General features: G+C 67.3%; 17 protein-coding genes. 10 read left to right on the top strand and 7 right to left on the bottom strand.

The genetic code is table 11. The annotated features are described in order from the left end of the window. Nucleotides 1–55: 55 nt before the first annotated feature. Both HNS34_RS17905 and HNS34_RS17900 read right to left on the bottom strand, forming a co-directional pair. Nucleotides 56–2,599, bottom strand: coding sequence for a motility associated factor glycosyltransferase family protein (locus HNS34_RS17905; protein ID WP_172321469.1), 2,544 nt, complete (start codon nucleotides 2,597–2,599; stop codon nucleotides 56–58). Continuing rightward, nucleotides 2,596–7,221: a glycosyltransferase gene (locus HNS34_RS17900; protein ID WP_172321468.1), complete on the bottom strand. Its 4,626-nt coding sequence runs from the start codon at nucleotides 7,219–7,221 to the stop codon at nucleotides 2,596–2,598. Before HNS34_RS17900 ends, HNS34_RS17905 begins: the two co-directional genes overlap by 4 nt. A gap of 236 nt (nucleotides 7,222–7,457) precedes the next feature. On the opposite strand from HNS34_RS17900, the gene HNS34_RS17895 reads away from it, so the two are divergent. From HNS34_RS17895 to HNS34_RS17885, 3 genes are read left to right on the top strand one after another with little or no spacing between them, the layout of a single operon-like run. Then, a complete protein-coding gene (locus HNS34_RS17895; protein ID WP_172321467.1) occupies nucleotides 7,458–8,123 on the top strand; it encodes an acylneuraminate cytidylyltransferase family protein in 666 nt (221 codons plus the stop codon). Beyond that, entirely contained in the window at nucleotides 8,110–8,805 is a 696-nt protein-coding gene (gene pgl, locus HNS34_RS17890) for a 6-phosphogluconolactonase (RefSeq protein ID WP_172321466.1), read from the top strand. Before HNS34_RS17895 ends, pgl begins: the two co-directional genes overlap by 14 nt. 41 nt (nucleotides 8,806–8,846) lie before the next feature. Further along, nucleotides 8,847–9,785 (top strand): hypothetical protein, encoded by a 939-nt coding sequence (locus HNS34_RS17885; protein WP_172321465.1) that lies wholly within the window; start codon nucleotides 8,847–8,849, stop codon nucleotides 9,783–9,785. Here HNS34_RS17885 and HNS34_RS17880 read toward each other — a convergent pair. After that, a complete protein-coding gene (locus HNS34_RS17880; RefSeq protein ID WP_172321464.1) occupies nucleotides 9,745–10,677 on the bottom strand; it encodes an NAD(P)-dependent oxidoreductase in 933 nt (310 codons plus the stop codon). The two genes, HNS34_RS17885 and HNS34_RS17880, sit on opposite strands and share 41 nt — an antisense overlap. A gap of 278 nt (nucleotides 10,678–10,955) precedes the next feature. Here HNS34_RS17880 and HNS34_RS17875 point away from each other — a divergent pair, with 278 nt between their 5' ends. Genes HNS34_RS17875 through HNS34_RS17860 form a run of 4 tightly spaced genes read left to right on the top strand, consistent with a single transcriptional unit; the run spans nucleotide 10,956 to nucleotide 14,137 of the window. Next, complete coding sequence (locus HNS34_RS17875; protein WP_172321463.1) at nucleotides 10,956–11,996, top strand: Gfo/Idh/MocA family protein; 1,041 nt, start codon at nucleotides 10,956–10,958, stop codon at nucleotides 11,994–11,996. Between the two features lie 40 nt (nucleotides 11,997–12,036). Beyond that, on the top strand, nucleotides 12,037–12,609 hold the full coding sequence (locus HNS34_RS17870; RefSeq protein WP_172321462.1) for a D-sedoheptulose-7-phosphate isomerase: 573 nt from the start codon (nucleotides 12,037–12,039) through the stop codon (nucleotides 12,607–12,609). After that, nucleotides 12,609–13,343 (top strand): hypothetical protein, encoded by a 735-nt coding sequence (locus tag HNS34_RS17865; RefSeq protein ID WP_172321461.1) that lies wholly within the window; start codon nucleotides 12,609–12,611, stop codon nucleotides 13,341–13,343. The genes HNS34_RS17870 and HNS34_RS17865 overlap by 1 nt, the downstream gene beginning before the upstream one ends. After that, complete coding sequence (locus HNS34_RS17860; RefSeq protein WP_172321460.1) at nucleotides 13,340–14,137, top strand: inositol monophosphatase family protein; 798 nt, start codon at nucleotides 13,340–13,342, stop codon at nucleotides 14,135–14,137. The genes HNS34_RS17865 and HNS34_RS17860 overlap by 4 nt, the downstream gene beginning before the upstream one ends. A gap of 97 nt (nucleotides 14,138–14,234) precedes the next feature. Here HNS34_RS17860 and HNS34_RS17855 read toward each other — a convergent pair whose 3' ends face one another. The 4 genes from HNS34_RS17855 to HNS34_RS17840 form a co-directional block, all read right to left on the bottom strand. Next, entirely contained in the window at nucleotides 14,235–14,570 is a 336-nt protein-coding gene (locus HNS34_RS17855; RefSeq protein WP_172321459.1) for a hypothetical protein, read from the bottom strand. A gap of 109 nt (nucleotides 14,571–14,679) precedes the next feature. Continuing rightward, the gene (locus tag HNS34_RS17850; RefSeq protein ID WP_172321458.1) at nucleotides 14,680–15,369 is read right to left on the bottom strand and encodes a YjbF family lipoprotein; all 690 of its coding nucleotides are present in this window, start codon (nucleotides 15,367–15,369) and stop codon (nucleotides 14,680–14,682) included. Beyond that, the gene (locus tag HNS34_RS17845) at nucleotides 15,366–17,537 is read right to left on the bottom strand and encodes a YjbH domain-containing protein (protein ID WP_328700570.1); all 2,172 of its coding nucleotides are present in this window, start codon (nucleotides 17,535–17,537) and stop codon (nucleotides 15,366–15,368) included. The genes HNS34_RS17850 and HNS34_RS17845 overlap by 4 nt, the downstream gene beginning before the upstream one ends. A gap of 147 nt (nucleotides 17,538–17,684) precedes the next feature. Further along, nucleotides 17,685–19,565 (bottom strand): polysaccharide biosynthesis protein, encoded by a 1,881-nt coding sequence (locus tag HNS34_RS17840; RefSeq protein WP_172321456.1) that lies wholly within the window; start codon nucleotides 19,563–19,565, stop codon nucleotides 17,685–17,687. A 311-nt stretch (nucleotides 19,566–19,876) separates the two neighbouring features. On the opposite strand from HNS34_RS17840, the gene HNS34_RS17835 reads away from it, so the two are divergent. The 3 genes from HNS34_RS17835 to HNS34_RS17825 all read left to right on the top strand — a co-directional run. After that, a complete protein-coding gene (locus HNS34_RS17835; protein ID WP_172321455.1) occupies nucleotides 19,877–20,272 on the top strand; it encodes a hypothetical protein in 396 nt (131 codons plus the stop codon). Nucleotides 20,273–20,314: 42 nt separating this feature from the next. Beyond that, nucleotides 20,315–20,515, top strand: a complete 201-nt coding sequence (locus HNS34_RS17830) for a hypothetical protein (RefSeq protein WP_172321454.1) — start codon at nucleotides 20,315–20,317, stop codon at nucleotides 20,513–20,515. Next, on the top strand, nucleotides 20,516–21,847 hold a 1,332-nt coding region (locus tag HNS34_RS17825), incomplete at its 3' end, for a M10 family metallopeptidase (protein ID WP_172321453.1).

Here is a 21,847-nt window from a genome sequence, read left to right as displayed (position 1 = left end):
ATTCTAACTGCGGCTGACGTAGCACAGCCTTGGTTCTCCTTGATTATTCCGCTGCTCAAGATTTGATGGTTTCCCTCACATGGGCATCGAAATCGACCCGCGGGAATGTCTCCAGCTTGCCGCCGCGGGTGGCGTTCATGATCTGCCCGCCGGTCATCTCATAGGCTATACGCGCATTGAGGAACCCGGCCGAGATATCGCGCCAGGTGGGCGGACACCAGGGCTTGGCTGAACGGTAGGCCTTGATGAAATGATTGTCGTCGTCGAAGGCCACCGGGAAGGGATAGCGCGGATCGCGGGTCAGCGTCAGCGAGAAGGAATAATCGATCCCGTAAAGTACCACCTCGCGGATGCCCATGTGCCAGGCCATCTGCAAGGCCACGAAGACCGAGGAGCCGCCGACGCCCACGAACTGCGCCGGATCGAGCGAGAAGAGCGGCAGGTAGCTGCGCCCGGGCCGCAGCACGACGTGATCGCCCCGCAGGATATCCATCTGCCCGGGCGCGGTGCAGAAGATCGGCGTGCCGGCGGCGATGTCGATCATCTCCTGGCCGAAATCCTGGATCATGAGCGTATCGGCCGAGACCACGTAATCCTCGCGCAGCGGGTGGTCATCGTAGCTGAGGTAGAAGCGGTTGAAGGCGAAGACCACGTCGCCTTTCGGGATCGCGGCCAGGTCGTCGTAGCGCACGCTCGGCCCGTTGCCGATGATCCAGGCCCGCTTGCCGACATGGCAATCCTTCATCGCCACCAGTTCGGCCGTGTCCAGGCGCGGTTGGGCGATATTGGCCAGACGCTCTTCGTAGCGGCGTTGCTTCGGGGTCTCCAGGGCCAGGGCCCCGTTCGGCCCCTGGTGACGCCGGTGCAGAACCCAGGTCGCCCCGGGTGTGTCCGGCGGTGGCAGCGGCACGCGGAACGGGTGGGCCATCAGCCCGAGCCCCGCGAGCGGGCGGCTGCCCCGGCCCGGCAGAGAGATCGCGCGCGCGCCGTGCGCGTCGTGCGCGCCGTGACCAAGCGCCCATCTGGCCGCCGGATCGGTGTCGCGGGTCCAGAAATAGCCACTGAGGGTGGTGTCGCCGTAATGCGCCACGGCGATTTCGCAGTCCAGGTCGATGAACGCCGCGACCGGGATCTCCGTGTCGTGGAGGAGGCCGAAGATGTCGTGGATCTCGATGCGCAGGGCGCCGCCGAGCTCCTCCAGCGGGCAGACCACGCCGCCTTCCAGAAGGTTGACCGGGGCCAGGATGTGTTTGCTGTCCATCGCCAGCCGGTTGAGCTCGCGGCCTTGCGCGGTGAACAGCCGGACATCCTGCACCAGGCTGGAGCGGCGCAGGTGCAGTTGCAGCAGGAGCATGCGGGTGGCGCTGTTGTAGATCACCGTCGGCGCACGGGCGAGCGGTGACAGCCGGGCCCGCTCGGGTGCGGGGGTCCAGGTCGGATCGGCGGGCGGAACCGGGGTCCCGGCGCGGGCCAGCAGGTCGTGGACCGCCGCCTCCCGGTCGATGCCGTCGAGGCGGGTTCGGGCCCCCTCGGCCACCCTGCGATAGGCGGCCTCGTCCCAGAGCCGCTCCTCCATCAGGTAGGCCAACGCCGGGCCAAGCCTCTCGCGGGACGGGGCCAGGACACCGGCGCGTTGGCCAAGGTCGAACCCGGCAGCGTCGCGGCCCGTGGTCAGGACCGGCGTGCCGAGCGACAGGGCCCCGTCGACAAGGCCGGTCAGATGCGGGGTGGGGACGGGCAGGAACAGGGCGCGCACGGTGCCCAGGATATTGTGCAGATGCGCCCAGTCGGAATGGATCTGCGCCTCCATCCCCTGCACCAGGGCGTCATCGAAGCCGATCAGCACCGGCTCGGGGAAGGTCAGGCCGCGGCGGTCGAAATCCCGGCGCAGATCGCGCAAGAGGCGCAGGATCTGCAGGTCCAGCCAATATATCCCGGTGGCCGGGACGGCGAGGCTGTGGGCCTTGGCGAAGAAGAGGTCATCGGGCACCACCGGCAGCGGCGTGGCCAGCGCCGATCCCGCCCGGTCACCGACGCGCAGCGCATCTGCGGGGGTCATCCGCGCGACCTGGTCGGCCAGAAGGATGACCCAGCGGCTATGCTCGCTGTTGCCGACGCCGGTGGCAATCTGCCGGGACCAGTCGGCCAGCCCCTCGTCGAAACTCACGACCGGTCGGCGCAGGCGTCCGAGGGGCTCGGCCAGACCGGCCAGCGCGCCATCGGTCACAAGGATCAGGTCCGGGGTCTCGGCCTCGACCAGGTCCAGCATCCTCTCCTCGCGGCGGGCCGACCACCAGCCGTCCTGGAAGCGCGCGGCGTTCATCGGTCCCGCCACTTCCTGCACTAAAATCGGTTGCTGCGCGGCCTTCCGTGGCAGGGACAGGAAGGGGCGCGTCGCGCCCTGGTGCAGGCGCGGGGCGAACAACCGGTCGCCCCGGCGCATCCGCGCCCGGTCGGGCCATTCCGAATGCCAGCAATCCACGGTGATCTGGACCACCGTGGCATGGCGCGACAGCGCATCGCGCAGGGCCGCGGTCTGGCGCTGGCGCGGCGATCCCGACCGCAGCGACAGCGCGCTGGTGATCATGACGACCTTCATGCCTGCACCCCCTCGAAATCGGCCAGGCGCAGCGTCGCCCCGGTATCGTGGTTTTCCGGGGTCAGCGCGGCCTCGGTATCGGGCGGCACCTGCAGGATCGTCAGCTCTTCGGGCACCTCTTCAGGCAGGACGAACAGCGCCCGCCAACCCTGCCCGGTCCGAACCGGATGCAGGACGATATCGCCCCCGGCCAGGGCCAGGCCGGGCGGGGCCGTGCCGGAGCCCGACACCTCCAGGATCGCAGGCCCCGGATCGGGCCGGAACAGGCGCAGCGTCCAACCCGATGGGTCATGCGCGATTTCGGCTGCGGGGTCTTGACCGCCCGCCGTCAGCCGCAGGCCGGTTAAGGCCATCGACAGCCGGCGCCCGTCCCCCGACAGGCCCAGATCCTGCGGGCTGGTGGCATCGGGCAGGGCAAGATGCAGGTGCCGCGCCCCGGCCATCTCGCGCGGCAGCACGAACCAGCGGGCGTGGCGGTGACTGTCGCGGGCATGGATCGTGGTCAGGGCATGGCCCTTGCAGATCAGGCCCTGGCGCTGCAGAGACAGGCCCTTGTCCAGGAAGGCCGCGCCCTCAAGACAGAAGAGCAGATCGGCCTCGGGCAATTGGCCCGGCAGGCGCAGCGCGGCCCGGTCATCCACCGACCAGACGAACTCCTCCTCCGGCGTGCCCCATCCCGCCTCGAGCCCGAGGACTCCCGAGGCTGGATCCGCTATGCGGGCGGCAAAGGGCAGCGGCAGCGGGCGGGCCTGCACCAGCGCGTCATGTTGTGCGCGGTTCGCGCTCAGCCAGGGCCGCGTGTCCTCCGGCAGGGTGTCCCGGCGCAGCGACAGGGTGACATCGCTGCGCGTCGGGGCGTCCGGACCAGCCTCCGCCGCCGCCAGGTCGGGCCAGAAGGTGATGGCCTCGATCGCCGGATCGTCCCCCTCCGCCCCGACCGTCAGGGCGTTGATCACCAGGTGGCCGGTCCCGATCTGACCCGCGTCGAACCGCAGCCAGGCCTGCCATGCCGCGCCTTCCCCGGTCTCGGTCGGGGTCACGAAGACCGCATCGCCCGAGACCTGCAGCCGGGCCGCATCGCCCCGCCCCTGCACGCGCAGCACTCCGGCCGCGACCGGGAAGCGCCGGGCCAGAAGAACGGGGGCCGGCCCGCCCTCGGCCCGTGCCTCATAGGCCGCGCCGGCGCTGGTCTGCAGGGTCATGTCGGTCAGCAGCAGGCCTAGGTCGCGATGATCGGCGGTGCCGAGCAGCTCGAAGGGCGTGGCGGTATCGGGAAACTCCAGCGCGACATAGCCGCCCTGTTCCGGCGCTCGGTCCTGCGGCAGGGCGATGGCCACGGTGCTGCGGCGAGCGGGCAGGCAGGCTTCCGCAACCTCGCCATCGGTCAGCACCAGCCGGACCCGCTGCATATGGGCCGGGTCGGTGCCGAAGCTCGCCCCCGACAGGTGCAGCGTGGTCGCGGGGCCGGGGGCCAGCGCGGCGGTGACGCCGACGAACCCCGTGGCCCCGTCGCTCCAGCGCCCGTCGGGCTCGGGGCCGGACCAGCCGCGCCACAGCTCCAGCCCCGTGGGCACATCCGCGCGGTCATGGCCGATGATCCGGGGCAGGTCCTGCGTGAGGGCATCGGGGTGGAACAGCGGCGCCAGGGGGTCCGCCTGCCGCGCGAACTCGGCCCAGTCGGGGCCTTCCATGGCCGGCGGGGTCAGGCCAAGCGAGACCAGCGCCATATCCGCGACCATGTCGTCAGCAGGCTTGGCGGGCATCCGCGCCAGCAGCAGGTATTGCGGTTCGTCGCCGGACAGCAGGCCCGCAGGCACCGGCAGGACATGTTTCTGCACCCCCGGCTTCGCTTGTTGAGTGACCCGGCCAAGCTCCACCCCGTTGAGATTGACGGCCAGGAGGCGTCCCGCCTTGGCACCCGGTCCGGTGCGGATCAGTAGCTCCAGCTGCAGCGCGCTGTCCTCCCCGGATCCATCGGGCACCCAGTCAAAGCCGAGCGTGCTGAGCGCCCCCGACATCCAAGCCCCTTCGGTCGTGGACTGCGCCCAACCGTCAATCAGCGCCGCGTGATGGCCGATATCGGGGGTCGAGAAGGACAGCACGCCGGCAGGGTCCAGCACCACCCCGGTGTCCGGGCTCTCGGGGGGTCTGGCCGCGAAGGTTCCGGACCAGATCGGGGCCAGCGCGGGCAGCCCGACCGGATCGGCCTCGGGCAGGACCCGGTCGAGCAACCCGTCCAGCGCCGTGTCCCGATCCGCGGGCGGCGGGGCCAACGCCTCTGTCAGCGCGGCCACCAGGGGCGCGGCCTCGGCCTTTGGGGTCCAGGTCACGGGCGCGGTGCCGCCGATCTGGGTCACGAAACCGGCGGTGAAGGGATCGGAGCCGATCATCAGCCCGGCGATCCGGGAGCCGGACAGGCACAGTTCGGACAGGCGGGCCTCCTCCAGCACCTCGACCCACCCGGCCAGGCCGAAGGGAACGGGGTCGGCGCCGTCGAAAGCGCAGAGACGGCGCGGCAGGATGACCTGCACCCCGCCCCGGGTGGCCGCGACCCGGGCCAGGATCTCCAGAACCGCCTCGGGAAGGGCCTGCTGCGGGGTCTCGGCCCCCAGGATAATCACCGGGCCGTCCTTGCGGGCCAGCAGGGCGCGGCGGGCCAGGTGCGGATCGGGGATCGCGACCGAATCAGCGGGGCCGACCCCCTCCGGTCCGAAGACATGGATCGGCCCGGTTTCGGACCCGGTCGAGATCCGCGCGACCGGAGCCTGCGACAGGTGGGGAGACAGGGCCTCGGGCGGCAGGACGGAAAACCCGGCGCTGCCGGCCTCCAGGCAGGCCATGAGCGCCCCGCCCGCGCCTTCGGCATCGGTGATTTCGACATGGTCGGCCAAGGGGGCCAGGTCAAACTCCACCGCATCGGTCTTTCGCGGGGCAGGGCCGACCAGGCACAGGCGGCTGCGGATGCAGCGGCTGGCCAGGCGGTCGCAGAGCGTGGAGATGGCCAGCGACAGGGACCCTTCGCCAAGCAGCGCCCCGGTTTCGGCCACGATCACCGCCTCCGGCCCGGCGCGGAGCGCATGGCTGCGCATATGCTTCTGGACGAGCCCGGCCGTCATGTAGATCTCGGGGCTCGCGCGCACCGCCACGCGACCGATGGGGGCCAGCGCGCCGTTGTGCTTGAGCCAGTGGATATTGCAGGTCTCCTCGGGCCCCGGCGCGCGCCAGGCCTGGATGCGGCCCACGGTCTCGAAGCCCTGCGCGCCATCCGGCCGGTCGGCAAGGCGGATATCGGGGATCAGGGCGCCGCTCATGCGGAAGCGCAGCCGCGCGTTCGAGGTCGCCCCATGCGCCCGGCCCGTGATCCGCAAGGTCTGCCCGTCGGTCTCGGCCCGGACGCCATGGACCTGCACCTGGTCCGAGCCATAGCCCGCGACCAGCCCGGACAGCGCCGGATCGGCCAGCGCCGCCCGGTTGGCGGGCAGCGGCACCGGTCGCGGTACGCCGGCCAGCGTATGGACCGCATTGGTGGCGGCGATGAGGCTGTTCAGCAATTTCCGCCCGGCGGTCTTCACATCCGGCACCACATTCATCCGCGCCCGGATATGCGGGCCCGGCGGCTCCTCGGCTAGGCTTTTCCGGATCGCGGCGGCAAAGCCCGCGACATCGCCGGGGGGCACGTAAGTCGCGGCATCGCCCACGGTCTCGCGCAGCACCGGCAGGTCATAGGCCACCGTCGGCACGCCCATCCAGGCCGCTTCCACCGGCGGGTAGCCATAGCCCTCGAAATAGGACGGGAACAGAAGCAGCCGGGATTGCGCCAGCAGGGCGAATTTCTCGACATCACTGATCTGGCTGTGGCTTTCGATGGCAAAGCCCGCAACGCCTCCGAAATGACGCCGGAGCGCGGCCACGTAATCGGGGCTCTCGCCGCGTCCGAAGATCAGCGACAGGGTGTGGTTCTCGAAGGTTTTGGCCGGCAGCCGCAACAGGTCCGCCGCGCCCTTGTGCGGATCCTCGGTGCGGGTGAAGGCCAGGATGCGGCGGGGCCGCTCCTCGGGGACGCTCACCCCGGCCGCAGCCAGGTCGTTGATCGGCGGGTGCCAATGGGTGAAGCGCAAGGGCGCGCTGTCGCGATCCTCGCCGAAATAGCGCCGCGCGAAGCCCACGCCCTCCTCGGCGATGGTGACCACAAGCCCGCCTTCGGAAATGGCCTGGCGCCAGCTTTCCGAGGGCAGGGGCGAGCGCGGAAAGGGCGAGACGGCGCTGAACCAGTTAGGCGTCTCAAAACTGAGCAGCGCGAGGCGGGCATGCCAGGTCCGCGCCGCGCGCATTGCCGCGTCGTAGAAACGGTCTTCGAAACTGCCGGTCGGGATCACCACCACCCAGTCTGCCGGGCGCAGCCCCGCGATACCGAATTTCGGATCGACAATCTTGTGGATCGGGGCCTGGTCCTGGAACGCCGCGAAATCGGTGTCGAAGACCGGCAGGTTGTTGGTGATATAGGTCACCTCGGCACCGGCCATGCCAAGCGCATGGGCCAGCATCATCGACAGGTAGCGCCCGCCGGAATAGATGCCCTTGGGGTTGGTCGTGAACACGGCAATGCGCGGCGAAGATGACATGTGACGGTCCTGTCCGGCGTGGTCTCGGGGGGCGGCGGTCACGGGGGGACCCTCGCCCGCAAGCAAATAAATCAAATAAAAGCGGTTTAGCTGCGCTGCAGCGGTGGCGGGGACGTGACCTTGTGTTTGGTCAAGCTCCCCGGCCTTGTCAAGTTGGGCCGCCCGGTTCAGGGCACATTGAGGCCTCGCCATTTCGTCCCTATGGTCGCCCGGCGATGCCAAGACAGGAGTGACGCATGACCATGATCGCGATGATCCCCGCCCGGATGGGAAGCCAGCGGCTGCCGAAGAAGAACCTGGCCCCGATCGACGGGGTGCCGCTGATCACCCAGGCGATCCGCAAATGCAAGGCGGCGGGGCTCTTCGACGAGATCTGGGTCAATTCCGAACATCCCGCCTTCGGCGAGATCGCCGAGGCCGAGGGCGTCCACTTCCACCAGCGCCCCGAGGCGCTCGGCGACAATGCGGCGACCAGCGAGGATTTCGTGGCCGAGTTCCTGGAAAACCACGACTGCGAGTTCGTGGTCCAGGTCCATTCCATCGCGCCGCTTCTGTCGGTGCCCGATATGAGCCGTTTCCTGGAGGTTCTGGGGCAGGACGCGCATGATGGGCTGATGAGCGTGGTCGAGGAGAATCTGGAATGCCTCTACCGGGGATCGCCGGTCAACTTCACCTTCGACGAGAAGACCAACAGCCAGGACCTGACGCCGATCCAGCGCATCGTCTGGGCGATCACCGCCTGGCGGCGAAGCACCTTCCTCGAGGCACTCGCCGAGGGGCGCTGCGCCACCTATAGCGGGCGGATCGGCTATGTCCCGGTCGGGCGCATGGCCGGCCACGTGATCAAGACGCAGGAGGATCTGGACCTGGCGCAGGCGCTCTACGCCCATGTCCATGGTTGAGCGGCATCCCGTCGCCGACCCCGAGGCGGGTATCGCGGCCTGCGCCAATCTGCTGGCGGGCCGTCTGGCGGCAGCCTGCAAGGCCGGCGCGGGCCGTGTCAGTTTCATGGTCTCGGGCGGGCGCACGCCGCGCGCGGTGCTGGAGCGGGTGGCGGCGGCAGAGCTGCCCTGGGACCGGATCGACGTCTTCGCCAGCGATGAACGCTGCGTGCCCGCCGACCACCCTGATTCGACCGAAAACATGGTGCGCGCGGCCTTTGCCGCCGCCGGCACCGCCCTGACCTATCACGGCATCGGCTCCTCCTCGGACACCGGCCCCGCCCTGGCGCATTGGCAGGCCCGGTTGCAGCGCCTGACCTGGCCGGTGGCCGCGGGGTTCCTGGGGATCGGTGAGGACGGCCATATCGCCTCTCTGTTTCCGCACCGCGCGGAGGTGCTGGACCGGGAGGGGGTCGCCTTTGCCGTGCCGGAAACCGCGCCCCATGCCCATCCGCGCCTGACGCTCGGGCCGCGCGCCCTGATGCAGGCCGATCTGGTGACGCTGATCATCGCCGGTGCCGCCAAGCGCCGGGCACTGGCCGCCGCACTTGCGCCCGATACCGCGCCGATCGAGACCCCCGCAGCGCTTCTGCGCCAGATGCCCCGCGTGGTAGTCTTCACCGTCCAATGTCCCGCAGCTTGAGGCCCGCCATGTCCCTCGCGCAGCATGAAAGCACCCCGCCCATGACCCGGTCCTTTCTCTTCATGTCGAATGTCAGATGCGGGTCCACGCATCTGATCACCTCCCTGGGGGAATTGCCGGGTGTTCATGCCGATTGCGAGGTCAAGTGGCAGATGCCTCAACTGGCAACCGACACGCATCTGCATCTCGATCCGGACCGTCCGGATTTCCTGGAAAGCCTGGCCGCACTTGGGGCCGGTGCGCCCCTGATCGGGTCGAAATTCATCCTGCATCCGCAAAACCCGCTGCAGCAGGACGATCTTGTCCTGCTGCAAAAGGCGGCGCGCAGGGCGCAGGAAAACGGGCTGACCTTCATCCACCTGACCCGCAACTATTTCGATATCTGCATGTCCACCCTGCTCAGGGGAAACTGGAACGCGCTGAACCGGAAGAACAAGACCGGATCCGACGCCTCGGCCTTCGTCAGGGTCATCGGCCCCCACAACAAGACCATGCTGGAGAAGAACCCGGAGGCCGAGAAGGGCAAGGCCGGCGATACCCTGAATTTCGATACCATGCTGACCATGTTGCTGCGACTTCTGGTCAATGACCTGTTCTATCAGCAGGTCCTGTCGGGGCTGCCTGGCACCCTGCACCACAGCTATGAGCGGCTGGAGACCGACCTGCCCGACCTGTGTCGCCGGCTCGGCGTGTCCGGGGCGGATCTGGCGCATCTCGACGCGGCGCTAGGAGACCCCGTGATCCGCAAGCTAGCCCCGCTCGATACCGGCGCAGTGCCGGATGTCGAGGCCTTCCGGGTCCTCTGCGCCTATGCCGATTACCTGCGCGTCCAGGGGGGGCGGGGACGGGCACCCCTGGAGGTCGTGTTCAGTAGCTGGCACCGCAAACCGCGCTCGAAGGTTCGCCCGAAGGTCGCCGATCCCGTGTTCCGGCACCTGATCAAGGAGCTTGCGCGCCGGAGCCCCGACCAAGCACGCTGACCAGGTTCTTCAACGTATTGGCATGCACCGCCTCAACCGCGCGCAGGCCATTATTGGCGTTGTGACTGCCCAACACGACCTGCTCCATCGTTTTCAGCAGATTGTCCGCCGCCAACGGCTCGGTCTCGAACACATCCAAGCCCGCGCCCGCGATCCGGCCCTCCTGCAATGCGGTGATCAGGGCGGCCTCGTCGACCACCGGGCCGCGCGCGACATTGATCAACAGCGCATGCGCGGGCATCCGAGCCAGAAACGCGGCATTGACCAGATGGGTGTTTTCCGGCGTCAGCGCACAGGCCAGACAGGTGATATCGGCCTGTTCGGCCAGATCGAGCGGGTCGATCGAGCCCGCGACAAAGGGGTCATGAAAAATCACCTGCAGGCCGAGGGCGCGGGCAAAATCGCCGATGCGGCTGCCGATGGCGCCATGCCCGATCAGGCCAAGCGTCGCGCCGCGCAGTTCCTGGCCCTGCGGTTTCGGCCAGCCGCCGGCCCGGATCGCCCGGTCGATGGAACCCAGATGGCGGCGCAGCATCAAGATCATGCCAAGCGCGCATTCGGCCACCGCATCGGCGAAGGCCCCAGGCGAGTTCAGCACCGGCACGCCCAGATCGGCGGCGGCCGCCTTGTCGATACTGTCGGTGCCGGTGCCCCATTTCGCGATCACCTTCAGCCGCGGCAACGCCGCCTGCAGCACCGGGCGGGTGATCCGGTCATCGCCCGCCAGCCAGCCGTCGATCTCGCCGACAAGCTCGAGGCAGCGCGCCTCGTCCAGAAACTGATCGACCGCGACCCAGACCGGCTCATGGCCCAGGGCACGAATCTCGGTATCGAAACGCTCCTTTTCGTTGAGCATCATGATGTTGCTGACAAGAACGCGCGCTGCGGACATGGGGGCCCCCGGAGTTTTCAGGTGTGTGTCGCACCGGCCTCTCGCGGACCGGCCTGCCGCTTCTAGATCGTTTCAGGTCCGGGGTGAATCGGTTTTCTCTGCCTCACCCCTATCGGGGTCGAACGTGAAACCCGATCCGCTGTGTCCGTCAGAACCTGAAACGCGATAGGCAAAGCACTGCCCACTGACCGGAACTGCCCTTTAGGGTGTTGTTTCGGGCCGAGTTACGAACCATAGAGACCCTGTTTGAACAATCCCTTTCCTGTGGAGACCTGTTGATGCTGAAATTCGGAATTATCGGCTATGGCAAGATGGGGCAGACGCGCCATGACGCGCTGCGGCGCACCGAGGCGGGCGAGGTCACGGCGATCTACGGCTTTCCCGGCGACGAACCGCCCGCCGATCTGGCTGTCCCGACCCATGAGGTCATCCTGAACGATCCCGAGATCGACGGCGTCTTCATCTGCTGCATCAATTCGCTGAACAAGGACATGACCATCGCCGCCCTGAAGGCCGGCAAGCATGTCTTCTGCGAAAAGCCGCCCGCCTTCACCGCCGCCGGGGTCGAGGAGATCCGCGCCGTCGAGGCAAAGGCCGGCAAGGTGCTGATGTATGGCTTCAACCACCGTCATCACGGGGCCTCGGTGAAGATGAAGGAGACCGTCGACAGCAATGAATTCGGCCGCATCCTGTGGATGCGCGGGCGCTACGGCAAATCGGTGGACGAGAACTATTTCGACACCTGGCGCGCCAAGCCGGAACTGGCCGGCGGCGGCATCCTGATCGACCAGGGCATTCACATGCTGGACCTGTTCCTGCACCTGGCCGGCGATTTCGACGAGGTCCAGGCGATGACCTCGCATCTCTACTGGAACCTGCCCGGCATCGAGGACAATGTCTTCGTCAACCTGCGCAATTCCGAGACCGGCTGCGCCGCGTCCCTGCATTCGACGATGATCCAGTGGCGTCACCTCTTCGCCTTCGAGGTATTCATGGAACGCGGCTACATGGTGCTGAACGGGCTCAAGACCGGCTCGGACACCTATGGGGCCGAACAACTGGTGGTGGCACGCAACCGGTCAGAGGCACCCGCCGCCTCCTGGCGCGAGGAAACCAGCCAGACCTACGAGACCGACGAAAGCTGGGACCGCGAGGCGCAGGGCTTTGCCGCCTGGATCCGCTCGGGGCGGCCCAACAGGGGCGATGGCGATTCGCAGGGCGCGCTTCGGGTGATGCGGCTGGTCGATGCGATCTACGCCACCGAGCGGCATATCTCGCCGCGGCTCTATTCGCGGCTCAACGCCGAACCCGCCGAATAGGCGCGGGCCGGATCTTTCAGTCAGACAAAGGATTTGATCAATGGATCACAACGCATTTCTCGACACCTATTTCGAACAATACCGCGCGCTGTTGATCAGCCAGCAGGTCAAGGACACCATCGCCGAGTTTGCCGAACTGGCGCGCGGGGTGCGCGCGGCGGGTGCCAAGATGATGTTCGCGGGCAATGGTGCCAGCGCCTCGATCGCGGAACATGGCGCGGTGGATTTCACCAAGCAGGGCGGCGTGCGCGGGATCACTTTTCACGACCCCAACCTGATGACCTGTTTCGCCAATGATTTCGGCTATGATCACTGGGTCGCCAAGGCGGTGGAACATTATGCTGATCCCGGCGACGCGGTGGTCCTGATCAGCACCAGCGGCGGCTCGCCCTCGGTGGTCAATGCCGCCGACAAGGCGCGCGAGATGGGGCTGAAGGTGGTCACCTTTACCGGTCGCCATAAGGACAACCCGCTGAAGACGCGCGGGGACGTGAATTTCTGGGTGCCGAGCCACGCCTATAACGTGGTCGAGAACCTGCACGCGATCTGGCTGACCTCGGCCATCGACCTGATCATCGGCAAGGCCGAATACGAGACCCGGGCGCTGGTCTGATGGCAACGGCTCTGCTCTATGCGCGGCAGGCCCTGCATCCGACAGGGTCGGTCCACCTGACCCCCGAGGCGGTGCCCGAGACACTGGATGAGGCCTATGCCCTGTCGCGCACGAGCCTCGGCGGTGCAGAGGTGGCGGGCTGGAAACTGGGCGGCACCAACCATACCAGCAAGGCCGCTTTCGGCGTCAAGGAGCTCTATTACGGCCCTCTCCAGCCATCCGAGATCCTGCACCGGCCCGCCATAGCGCCGGGCTTTGCCCTGGCCGAGCTGAAGGGCGAGGTCGAGATCGCACTGCGCATCGGGCCGGATGGTTCCGGCTATGATGCCTGGTGCGTGGCGCTGGAACTGCCCTCCTCGCCGATCGCCAATCTGGTCGAGGCGGGCGTGCGGGCGCTGGTGGCCGATCGCTGCGCGGCAGGCGCGCTGATCCTGGGGCCGGTCCAGGAGGGGGCCTTGCCCGATACCCTGTCCTGCGAGCGGTTTTACATGGCCGTGGACGGACACGACCTGGCCCGCGCGGGCTATGAGGCGCTGGTGGCCGACCCGGCGCAATTGCTGGCCGATTTCCTGGCCCTGGCCGTGCGTCATGGCGACGATCCCCGGCACGGCCAATGGGTCGCGACGGGCGGCATCACGCCTTGCCGGGACTTTGCCGCCGAGGGCCGGGTCACGGTGCGCATGGGCGACACGGAGATGATTGATTTCAGGGCCGCGACCGGGGGGCAACCATGACTGACGCACAGATTCTGGCCGACCTGCAGGCGGTCCTGGCCCGCGCCCTCGAGGTCGCCCGCGCTGCGCCGCCACAGACCGCCGACCGCAAGGCGCATCAGGATTTCGTCACCGATGTCGATCGCGCTGTCGATACCTTCCTGGAGCAAGAGCTTGCGAGCGTCATGCCCGGCATGGCCGTCCTGAGCGAGGAACGCGCCGTCGGCATCGAGGGCCCGCTCGAACGCTACTGGATCGTCGATCCGATCGACGGCACGCTCAACCTGATGTCGGGCCTGCCGCCCTCGGCCATTGCCTGCGCGCTGGTCGATGCACAGGGTCCCCGGATCGGGGCGGTCGTCAATATCCAGTCCGGCAGCACCTACACGGCCATTCGCGGGGCCGGGGCCTGGCGGGACGGGCGGGCGATCCGCGCGTCAGCCCGGCCGCCTGCCGGCCTCATCATCCTGTCAAGCGGGCTGATGGACCGGCTCGTCGCCGCCAATCCGGACGCCTATCGCGCCCTGCGCGAGATCGGCAAGCTGCGCAATCTGGGCAGCCAGGCGCTACATCTGTGCCATGTCGCCAGCGGCGCGGTGGCGGGCGTGGCCTCGGTCGAGGCGCGGGTCTGGGACGAAGCCGCCGCCGGACTGATCCTGCGCGAGGCGGGCGGCATCTGGACGGCAGCGACCGACCGGCTGGACTGGACGGACCCGCGCGAGATCATGGAACACGGCGCGCAGAAAAGCATCGCGGCCCATGCGGCGGCGTTCGAGGCGATGCAGACGGCGCTGGCCCCGGTCTTCGAGAGTTGACCGGCCGCGCCGCTGGCCGCAGCAAACCGGGCACCACAAAGAAAAACGGCCCCCGCGTGGGAGGCTGTTTTCCTGTCTTTTCGAATTCCGGGGCGGCTTAGTCGGTGCCGGTGGTCGTGGTGGTCGAGCCCGAGGAATCGTCATCCCCGATCAGGATCACGGCCAAGGCCAGGCCGCCCGCGGCGGCGGCGATGGTGCCAGCGTTCACGTTGGTGCCACCCAGACCAGCGGTCGTGGTGGTGGTTGTGCCGCCGGGCAGGTAACCAAGCGCGCGGCCTGCTTCGGCCTGTGCCGCGGTCAGCGTGCAGGATCCGGTGGCCAGGTTCACTGCGCCGCCAAGCTCGTTGCACTGGTCGACAGAGATTGCGCTTGCCGCGGTTGCGGCGAAGGTTGCTGCCGTTGCGACAGCCAAAAAGGTCTTCGAGAGTTTCATTGAGCCGGTCTCCAATTCATTTCACCGTCGGATTTATCACGGGCACGGGGGCAGTTCAACAAAGGAGGGACGGGTTTGGCCAAAAATCGCCATGTGGTTCGTCACATGCCTAATTCCGCACCTCTTCAAGCTCCACATAGCCCAGAACCGGCCCCGCCCATTGCCGCGATTGCCAGATCGTGCCGCCCGCCCCCTGCCAATAGGTATTGACGAAGATCGGCGCGGGGCGGTCCTGCGCATTGCAGGTCTCCTGGTAGCGCTGCGTGTCATAGCCGCGTCCCAGAACATCAACGCGTTCACGGGTTTGCGGTTCCAGCCGGCAATAGAGCCGGTGCGTCTCGACCCGGCTCAGCCCGTCCAAGCCACGGAAAAGACGGGAATATTCCGTCTCGCCACCCTCGGCCAGGGCTTGGGCCAGCGGCGCGGTTTCCAGGCTGTGCAGATCGGTGCCGAAGCCGCGGGTGTTGCGCAGAAGCCCGCCCGCGGTGGTGATCGTATCGCCATCCAGGCTGCGCCAGACGGTTGCCCCGCGCACCTCCTGATATTGCAAGAGCCCCGCCGAAATGCCGAGCGTCTCGATGCGGGCGACCAGCACCGGCCCGGTGATTCCCGCCTCGCGCAGCGAAGCACGGGTGGCGGTGAACTGTGGCGGGGCGGCATCATCGCCGCGGTTGAACAGCCCGCCGCGCAGCATGTTCAGGGCCTGCGCCGCGGTGCTGGCATTGTCGCCCTGGCCGCCACCGAGCGCTCCGCAAGAGGCCAGCACCAGGCAGGCGAGACAGGCAAGGAGAGGTTTCATCGCCATACCCGTGCCCATTGATCGTCGATATTACCCAGATGGCCCTCGCGCACCCGGTCATAGAGCCGGTCGGGCACATGCACCCGCGCCCCGCCATCGCGGGTGACGGGCCGGATCGTGGTGCCGACGGCGCGCCGACTCGGCTGGCCGGTGAACCAGGAAACCGGAATCGAGAAGCGGATACCCTTGTCGAAGGAGCCCTCGCCGAATTCCTCGGCCGAGACATCGGTCAGCGTCATGAAGGCGCCGACGCTCCAGCCATTGGCGAACTCGCGGTCGATGGCGATGGTCGCGCCCCAGTCGCCGGCCAGGTAGCGCCCGACATCCAGTTGCAGGTGATAGCCGTTCGACATGTCGTAATAGGCCGAGACATGGCCCATCACGACATCGTAGTCGCGAAAGCCGAGCCCCAGATCGTAATCGCGCTGCATGACGTAATTGACCTCGGCCCCCAGGGCCAGGCGGCTGGTCACCGGGCGCCACAGAACCTCGGCCGAGATGCCGCCATACATGCGTTCCAGGTAACCCACCGTCACCCGGCCGTAGAAATCATTGCCCAAGGGGCGGGCATGGCTCAGCGTCAGCGTCTCCAGCGCGATGCCGTCGTTTTGTTCGTAGCGGGCCCCACTGGTGCGCACATCGGGCAGCGCCGAGGGCGAGACCCGTGCCTGGTCGAGGTTGCCCACCAGCCGGTAGGTCAGCGCGCCATCGACCCGCCAGCCGGGGCGGAATTCGTACGAACCGCGCAGCCGCACCCCCAGGTTCATCAGGATCGGGTTGTCGGGGTCGAAATAGCTGGCCCGCGTGTAGGGGCGCAGCGACCAGTCGAACCGGGGATAGAGCCCCGCGACCAGGTCTTCCTCCTCGGTCGGCGTGGCGGCGGTGAGGCCGACCAGGGTCTGCAACGCGCCCACGGCATCGGGTTCCTGCTCCAGCGCCTCGAGATCCGAGCGCCGGATGATCATGGTCGAAACCGGCAGCCCGTCATCCATCAGCGTGATGCGGAAGGTCTCGACCGAGGGCGGCAGCACCTCGGCCATGACGCGCGCCGAGCGGCCCAAAGCCTGCGCGACGGCGGTATAGCGATTGTTCTCGATCCGGATCTCGACCGTGTTCGCGCCAAGGTCGAAGGCCTGCAATTCCTGGCCCTCGGCGGACAGCCCCTCGGCCAGCCTCTCGCCGAGGCCGGGGCGCGCGGCCGGATCGGCGACCCAGTCGGTGGACCACAACTCGGGCGCCTCGCCGCGATCGGGGCGCTGCGCGAAGGGCGCGGGGGTGGGCTCGAAGCTTGGCGGCACGGCCGGGCGGGCCGGGTTGAAGGAGAAGGCGAAATTCACCCCCACCTCGGAGCCATACATGTAATAGGCACCCATCCGCAGCGAGCGGTTGACCTGGTAATCAACGCCGAAATTCCAGGGGCTCCGGCGCTCGAACACGCCCTGCCCGGTCTCGGTCACATAGGCATCCGAGGAATATTCCACAGTGAAGCCCAACCGGTCGGTGGGCTGCCATTCGACGCCGCCGAAAAATGCCGCCGGGCCGCGGAACCACTGATCGGCGGAGAACTCGCCGCCGGTATCGCCGGCCACGAAACTGGGCCGGGTCTCGGAAAACGGCGAGCCGAAGGCGTTGTAGCTGCCAAGCCGGCCCCAGCCGACGCCGCCGGTCACGGTCAGCGTGTCACTAACGCTGCGGCTGGCCACGATATATTCGCCGGCATAGATCCCGGTGCCGACGAAATCCTGCAACCCGACCGCGACCGAGGGCCACCAGCCGCCCTCGCGCTGTTGCAGGACCTGGTAGCGGATGTCGAAGCTGCGGTCGAAATAGGTCTCGAAGCCCGCCAGGTTCAACCCTTCCGTCGCCGAATAGCGGAACGCGCCCGACAGGCGCGGGGTGATCTGGAAGCTCAGCGTGTTGCGGGTGATGCCGCCAAAATGCGACAGCGTGGTGGAGAACTCGCCATCCGGCATGACCCCGGCCGAGGGCATGTCGATCAGGCCGGGGCTGCCGTAGAAATTCAGCGTCGTGCGCGGCGCGGGCGGGCGGTAGCCGGTGAGCGTGTCGGCAGGCACCGGCATCGTGGGGGCCAGCAGGGTCAGGCCCGCGACCACGCCCGGAAGGATCGCGCGCCGTGCCCTGCCGCCCTGTCCTGATGTCCTGTGCACGCCCGCGCCCCTCATGATATCGCGGCCTTTAGATCACGGGGCTCTTGCCCTTATCAAGCGGCCCCATCGCCGGTTTTGTGAAAAAGCGTCATTCCGGTGACAGGACCAGTCACGGGGCCAGTGACGTGGCCGGTCGCGGGGTCGCGCTCAGCCGCCGCTCTGCTCCAGATCCGGGGTGTTGTCCCGGCCGGTTTCGATCCAGCGGTCGACCACGGCGCGGGCCGCGTCCGGACTGCCCGCGGCAATCGCCTCACGCAGGCCGCGCAGGGCCGAGGCGACCTCGATCTCGGACAGGTGCGCCTCGCGGGCGCAGAAGATCTTGGGGTGGTCGGTAACCAGGCGTTCGCCGCTCAGCGTCAGTTCCTCGCGCAGCTTTTCGCCGGGCCGGAGGCCGCTGATCTCGATCTCGATATCGCCGTCGGGATTGGCCGCGTTGCGCACCGTGTAACCGGCGCTTTCGATGACCTGGCGGGCCAGGTCCATGATCGCGACCTCCTTGCCCATATCCAGCACGAAGACCTCGCCGCCCGAGGCCATGGCACCGGCGCGCAGCACCAGGTGCACCGCCTCGCGCACGGTCATGAAATAGCGCATGACATCCGGATGGGTCACGGTGACCGGGCCACCGCGGCTGACCTGATCCTGGAAGAGCGGCACCACCGACCCCGAGGAGCCGAGCACATTGCCGAAACGGACCATGGTGAAGATGGTGCCGTCGGAACGCGCCGCCAAGTCCTGGACCACCAGTTCAGCCAACCGTTTCGACGCACCCATCACCGAGACCGGGCGCACCGCCTTGTCCGACGAGACCAGGATGAAACGTTCAACCCGCGCCTCGGCGGCCTCGCGCGCAAGGGTCTGGGTACCGAGCACGTTGTTGGTCAGCCCCGAGAGCGGATTGGCCTCGACCAGCGGCACATGTTTATAGGCGGCGGCATGGATCACCACCTGCACACCATGCTCGACCAGCACCTGACGTACCTGGCGCGGATCGGTGATCGAGCCCAGGATCGGCACCAGGTCGACATGGCCATCCTCGGCCTGCTGGCGCAGTTCCATTTCGATATGGTAGAGTGCCAGCTCGCTCAGTTCGTAAAGCAGCAGCTTTGCTGGACGGCAAGCCAGCACCTGGCGCGCCAGTTCCGAGCCGATCGACCCGCCGGCCCCCGAAATCAGTACCACCCGACCCGCATAGCTGGCGCAATCCTCGCCAAGCAAAGCGACGGCCTGCACCCGGCCGAGGAAATGCGCGGGCTTCACCGGGGTCAGTTTCTCGACCAGCGGCTCCTCGCCGATGAGCTGCGCGAAGGAGGGCAAGCTCTGCACCTCCAGCCCCATCGCCTGCAATCGCCGTACGATCTGTGCCTGTCTTGGCTGGCTGAGCGACGGGATCGCCAGCAGCACCCGGCTGATACGCTTCTCCTCGGCGATCTGGGCGATGCGGGCTGGCGTATAGACTGGCAACCCGGCGATCTGCACACCTTGCAGTGCCGTGTTGTCATCGACGAAGGCGACCAGATCGATACCCTCATGGCTGCGCAGCGCCGCGGCCAGCTGCGTCCCGGTGGTGCCGGCCCCGTAGATCAGCACCCGGCGGCGCGGGATCTCGCGCTTATAGATCGCGGTAACGATCCAGAGCAGCAGCATCCGGCTGGCATAGGAGAACAGGAAGAACGCGGCCCCGAAGATCACCAGGATGCCGGGCGGCACCGCCAGCCCGAATGCCCAGGCCAGAAGCGCCAGCGCAAAACTCAGGTGAACCGAGAACACCCCGGTCCTGGTCACAGCGCGCCCCTCATAGGCGTTGAGCTGGGTCTGCGGGATGCGCAGCGCGACGGCCAGGCCCGCGGCAATCACGATCATGTAGGGCAGGATCGGAAACAGCAGGCTCAGCGTTTCCACCGGCGTCAGCGGATCGGCCTGGGTGCCGAAAGCAGCGATCATCGCCAGCGGCACCAGCATCAGATCGAGCAGAAGCAGCACGTTTCGCTTCTGGCGGCGCGTCAGGGATTTGATGAATTTCAGCATTCCGCGTGCGCGCCCGCCCCTCAAAATCACAACCGTCACAAAGAACCCCACCTCCCGAAGACGTCCCGGGAAGCTTTCGGGCGTGACCGCTCGAAATACGGGTCTTGCTGAACCTGCCTCGCGGCAAGGTAGCGCGTTCTTCGCTTGGGGCACAAGGCAAACATGCTACATATGCAAATTGTCGCCGACGCCGACAACGCGCTGTTTTCGGACAGCGCAATATGCTATCCGCGCCCCGGATGGTGACACCGGCACCGGCACCGTCTTTCGAGAAAAATGCGGCGGCGGTCCGCGCAGTGAGAGTAGCGGGTATGAAGCGTTTGGGCAGGCTGCTGGCATTGGGACTGATCTGCCTGGGGCTGGCGCAACTGGTTGGAGGGACCGGCATGGCCTCCGGGTCCGATCCTCGGATTGACTGCGAGATGCGCCCCGACGGCCTGCTACCGGGCGGCGAGGCCCATCTTGACGGGCTTTGCGCCGCCATCCAGTCCGCGCCGGGCTTGCCGACATTCGATCCGGCGCGGCACATGACCCTGATCATCGAGCGCCTCGGCCCCGATCACGTCACCGCGCATCTGCAATGGCAGGGCACGGGCGGTGCCATGCGCGGGCCCTCGGTCGAGGTAGGCTTCCTCGACGCCCCGCCCGGACCGGCCCAGTACGCGTTCTTCGCCCGCTGCCTCACTGAGGCCGCAAACCTTCCCTAAGGTCCCGTCCCGATACCCTGCCACTCTAAGGTTCCTTGCTACATGTGTACGATCTGCGCCGCCTTCCGCCCCTTCGAGTCCGACTGCAGCTATGAAACGCTCGGCCCACAGCCGATGCCTGTTCCGACCTATGCGAATGTAGCCGAGAATCCGACCTCGCCCGCGGGGACCGGCACCACCAATGTGATGACGGTGGGGGATGTGTTTTCGGGCAGCCTGGAGACCCTGGGCGACGATGGCTGAGTGGCGATCACGCTGAGTGCGGGCGAAACCTACGAGATCGACCTTTTCGGCACCGGCGGCGCGGGCGAACTCGGCGATCCCTATCTGCGCCTCTATGATGCCTGCGGCACACAGGTCGCCTTCAATGACGATGGCGGCCCCGGGTTCGATTCGCAGCTGACCTTCACGCCGGCGACCACCGGCACCTATTACATCAGCGCCCGGGCCTATGCCGATAACGGAACCGGAACCTATCAGGTGACGGTGAACACCGTCGCGCCGCCGCAGCCCGCCCCGGTCGGCACGCTGGACGAGCTGGCCAATTACCTGACCGATGGTTATTGGGCCAACAGTGGCGGCAGCCGCCATGCCTTCGACACCTCGACCAGCAACACGATCACCGTCGATCTCACCGGCCTGACCGCGGCGGGCCAGCGCCTGGCCAGATGGGCGATGGAGGCCTGGGAGGCCGTCGCCGACATCAGTTTCACGGAAGTCTCGGGCAGCGCTCAGATCACTTTCGACGATGAGCAATCGGGGGCCTATGCCAGCTATTCGGCAATCGGCGGGGTGACGCAATCGGCATTCGTGAATGTCTCCACGAACTGGCTGGCCAATTACGGCACCCAGATCGACGATTATGCCTTCTCGACCTATGTGCATGAGCTTGGCCACGCGCTCGGGCTCGGCCATCAGGGCGATTACAACGGCTCGGCCACCTATGGTGTGGACGAAACCTTCGCCAATGACAGCTACCAGCTATCGGTCATGTCCTATTTCTCGCAGACCGAGAACACCACCGTGAATGCCAGCTATGGCCAGCCCGTCACCGCCATGATGGCCGATATCATCGCGATCCAGACTCTCTACGGCGCGCCGGGCGGCAGTTCGCAGACGGCGGGCAATACGGTCTATGGTGTCGGGTCAACCGTCGGCGGCTATCTGGGCACCCTGGCCGCGGCCGTCTTCGAGGGCCACGACCCCAACAACTATTACGGCGGCGGCGCGGTCGTGATGACCCTCTACGACCAGGGCGGCATCGATACGGTCAATTTCAGCACCGATACCTATGACCAGTCTGTCAACCTCAATGGCGGCAGCTTCTGGGATATCAATGGCGGCACCGGCAATGTCGCGGTCGCGCGCGGCACGGTGCTGGAGAATTACCTTGCCGGATCGGGCGATGACCTGATCGTCGGCAACGCCGCCATGAATACCCTGTCCGGGTCCGGCGGGCAGGACACGATCCTGGGCGGCGATGGCGCCGATATCCTCCATGGCGGGGCCGGGGCCGATATCCTGAACGGCGAGAGCATCGACGCCGGTTTCGACCCTGTCGCGGGGCAGGTGTTC

Source organism: Alterinioella nitratireducens (genome assembly GCF_013155465.1).
Lineage (GTDB): Bacteria > Pseudomonadota > Alphaproteobacteria > Rhodobacterales > Rhodobacteraceae > Alterinioella > Alterinioella nitratireducens.
Note: the sequence above shows the minus strand (reverse complement) of the source record. Positions and strands in the feature narration are given on the sequence as shown.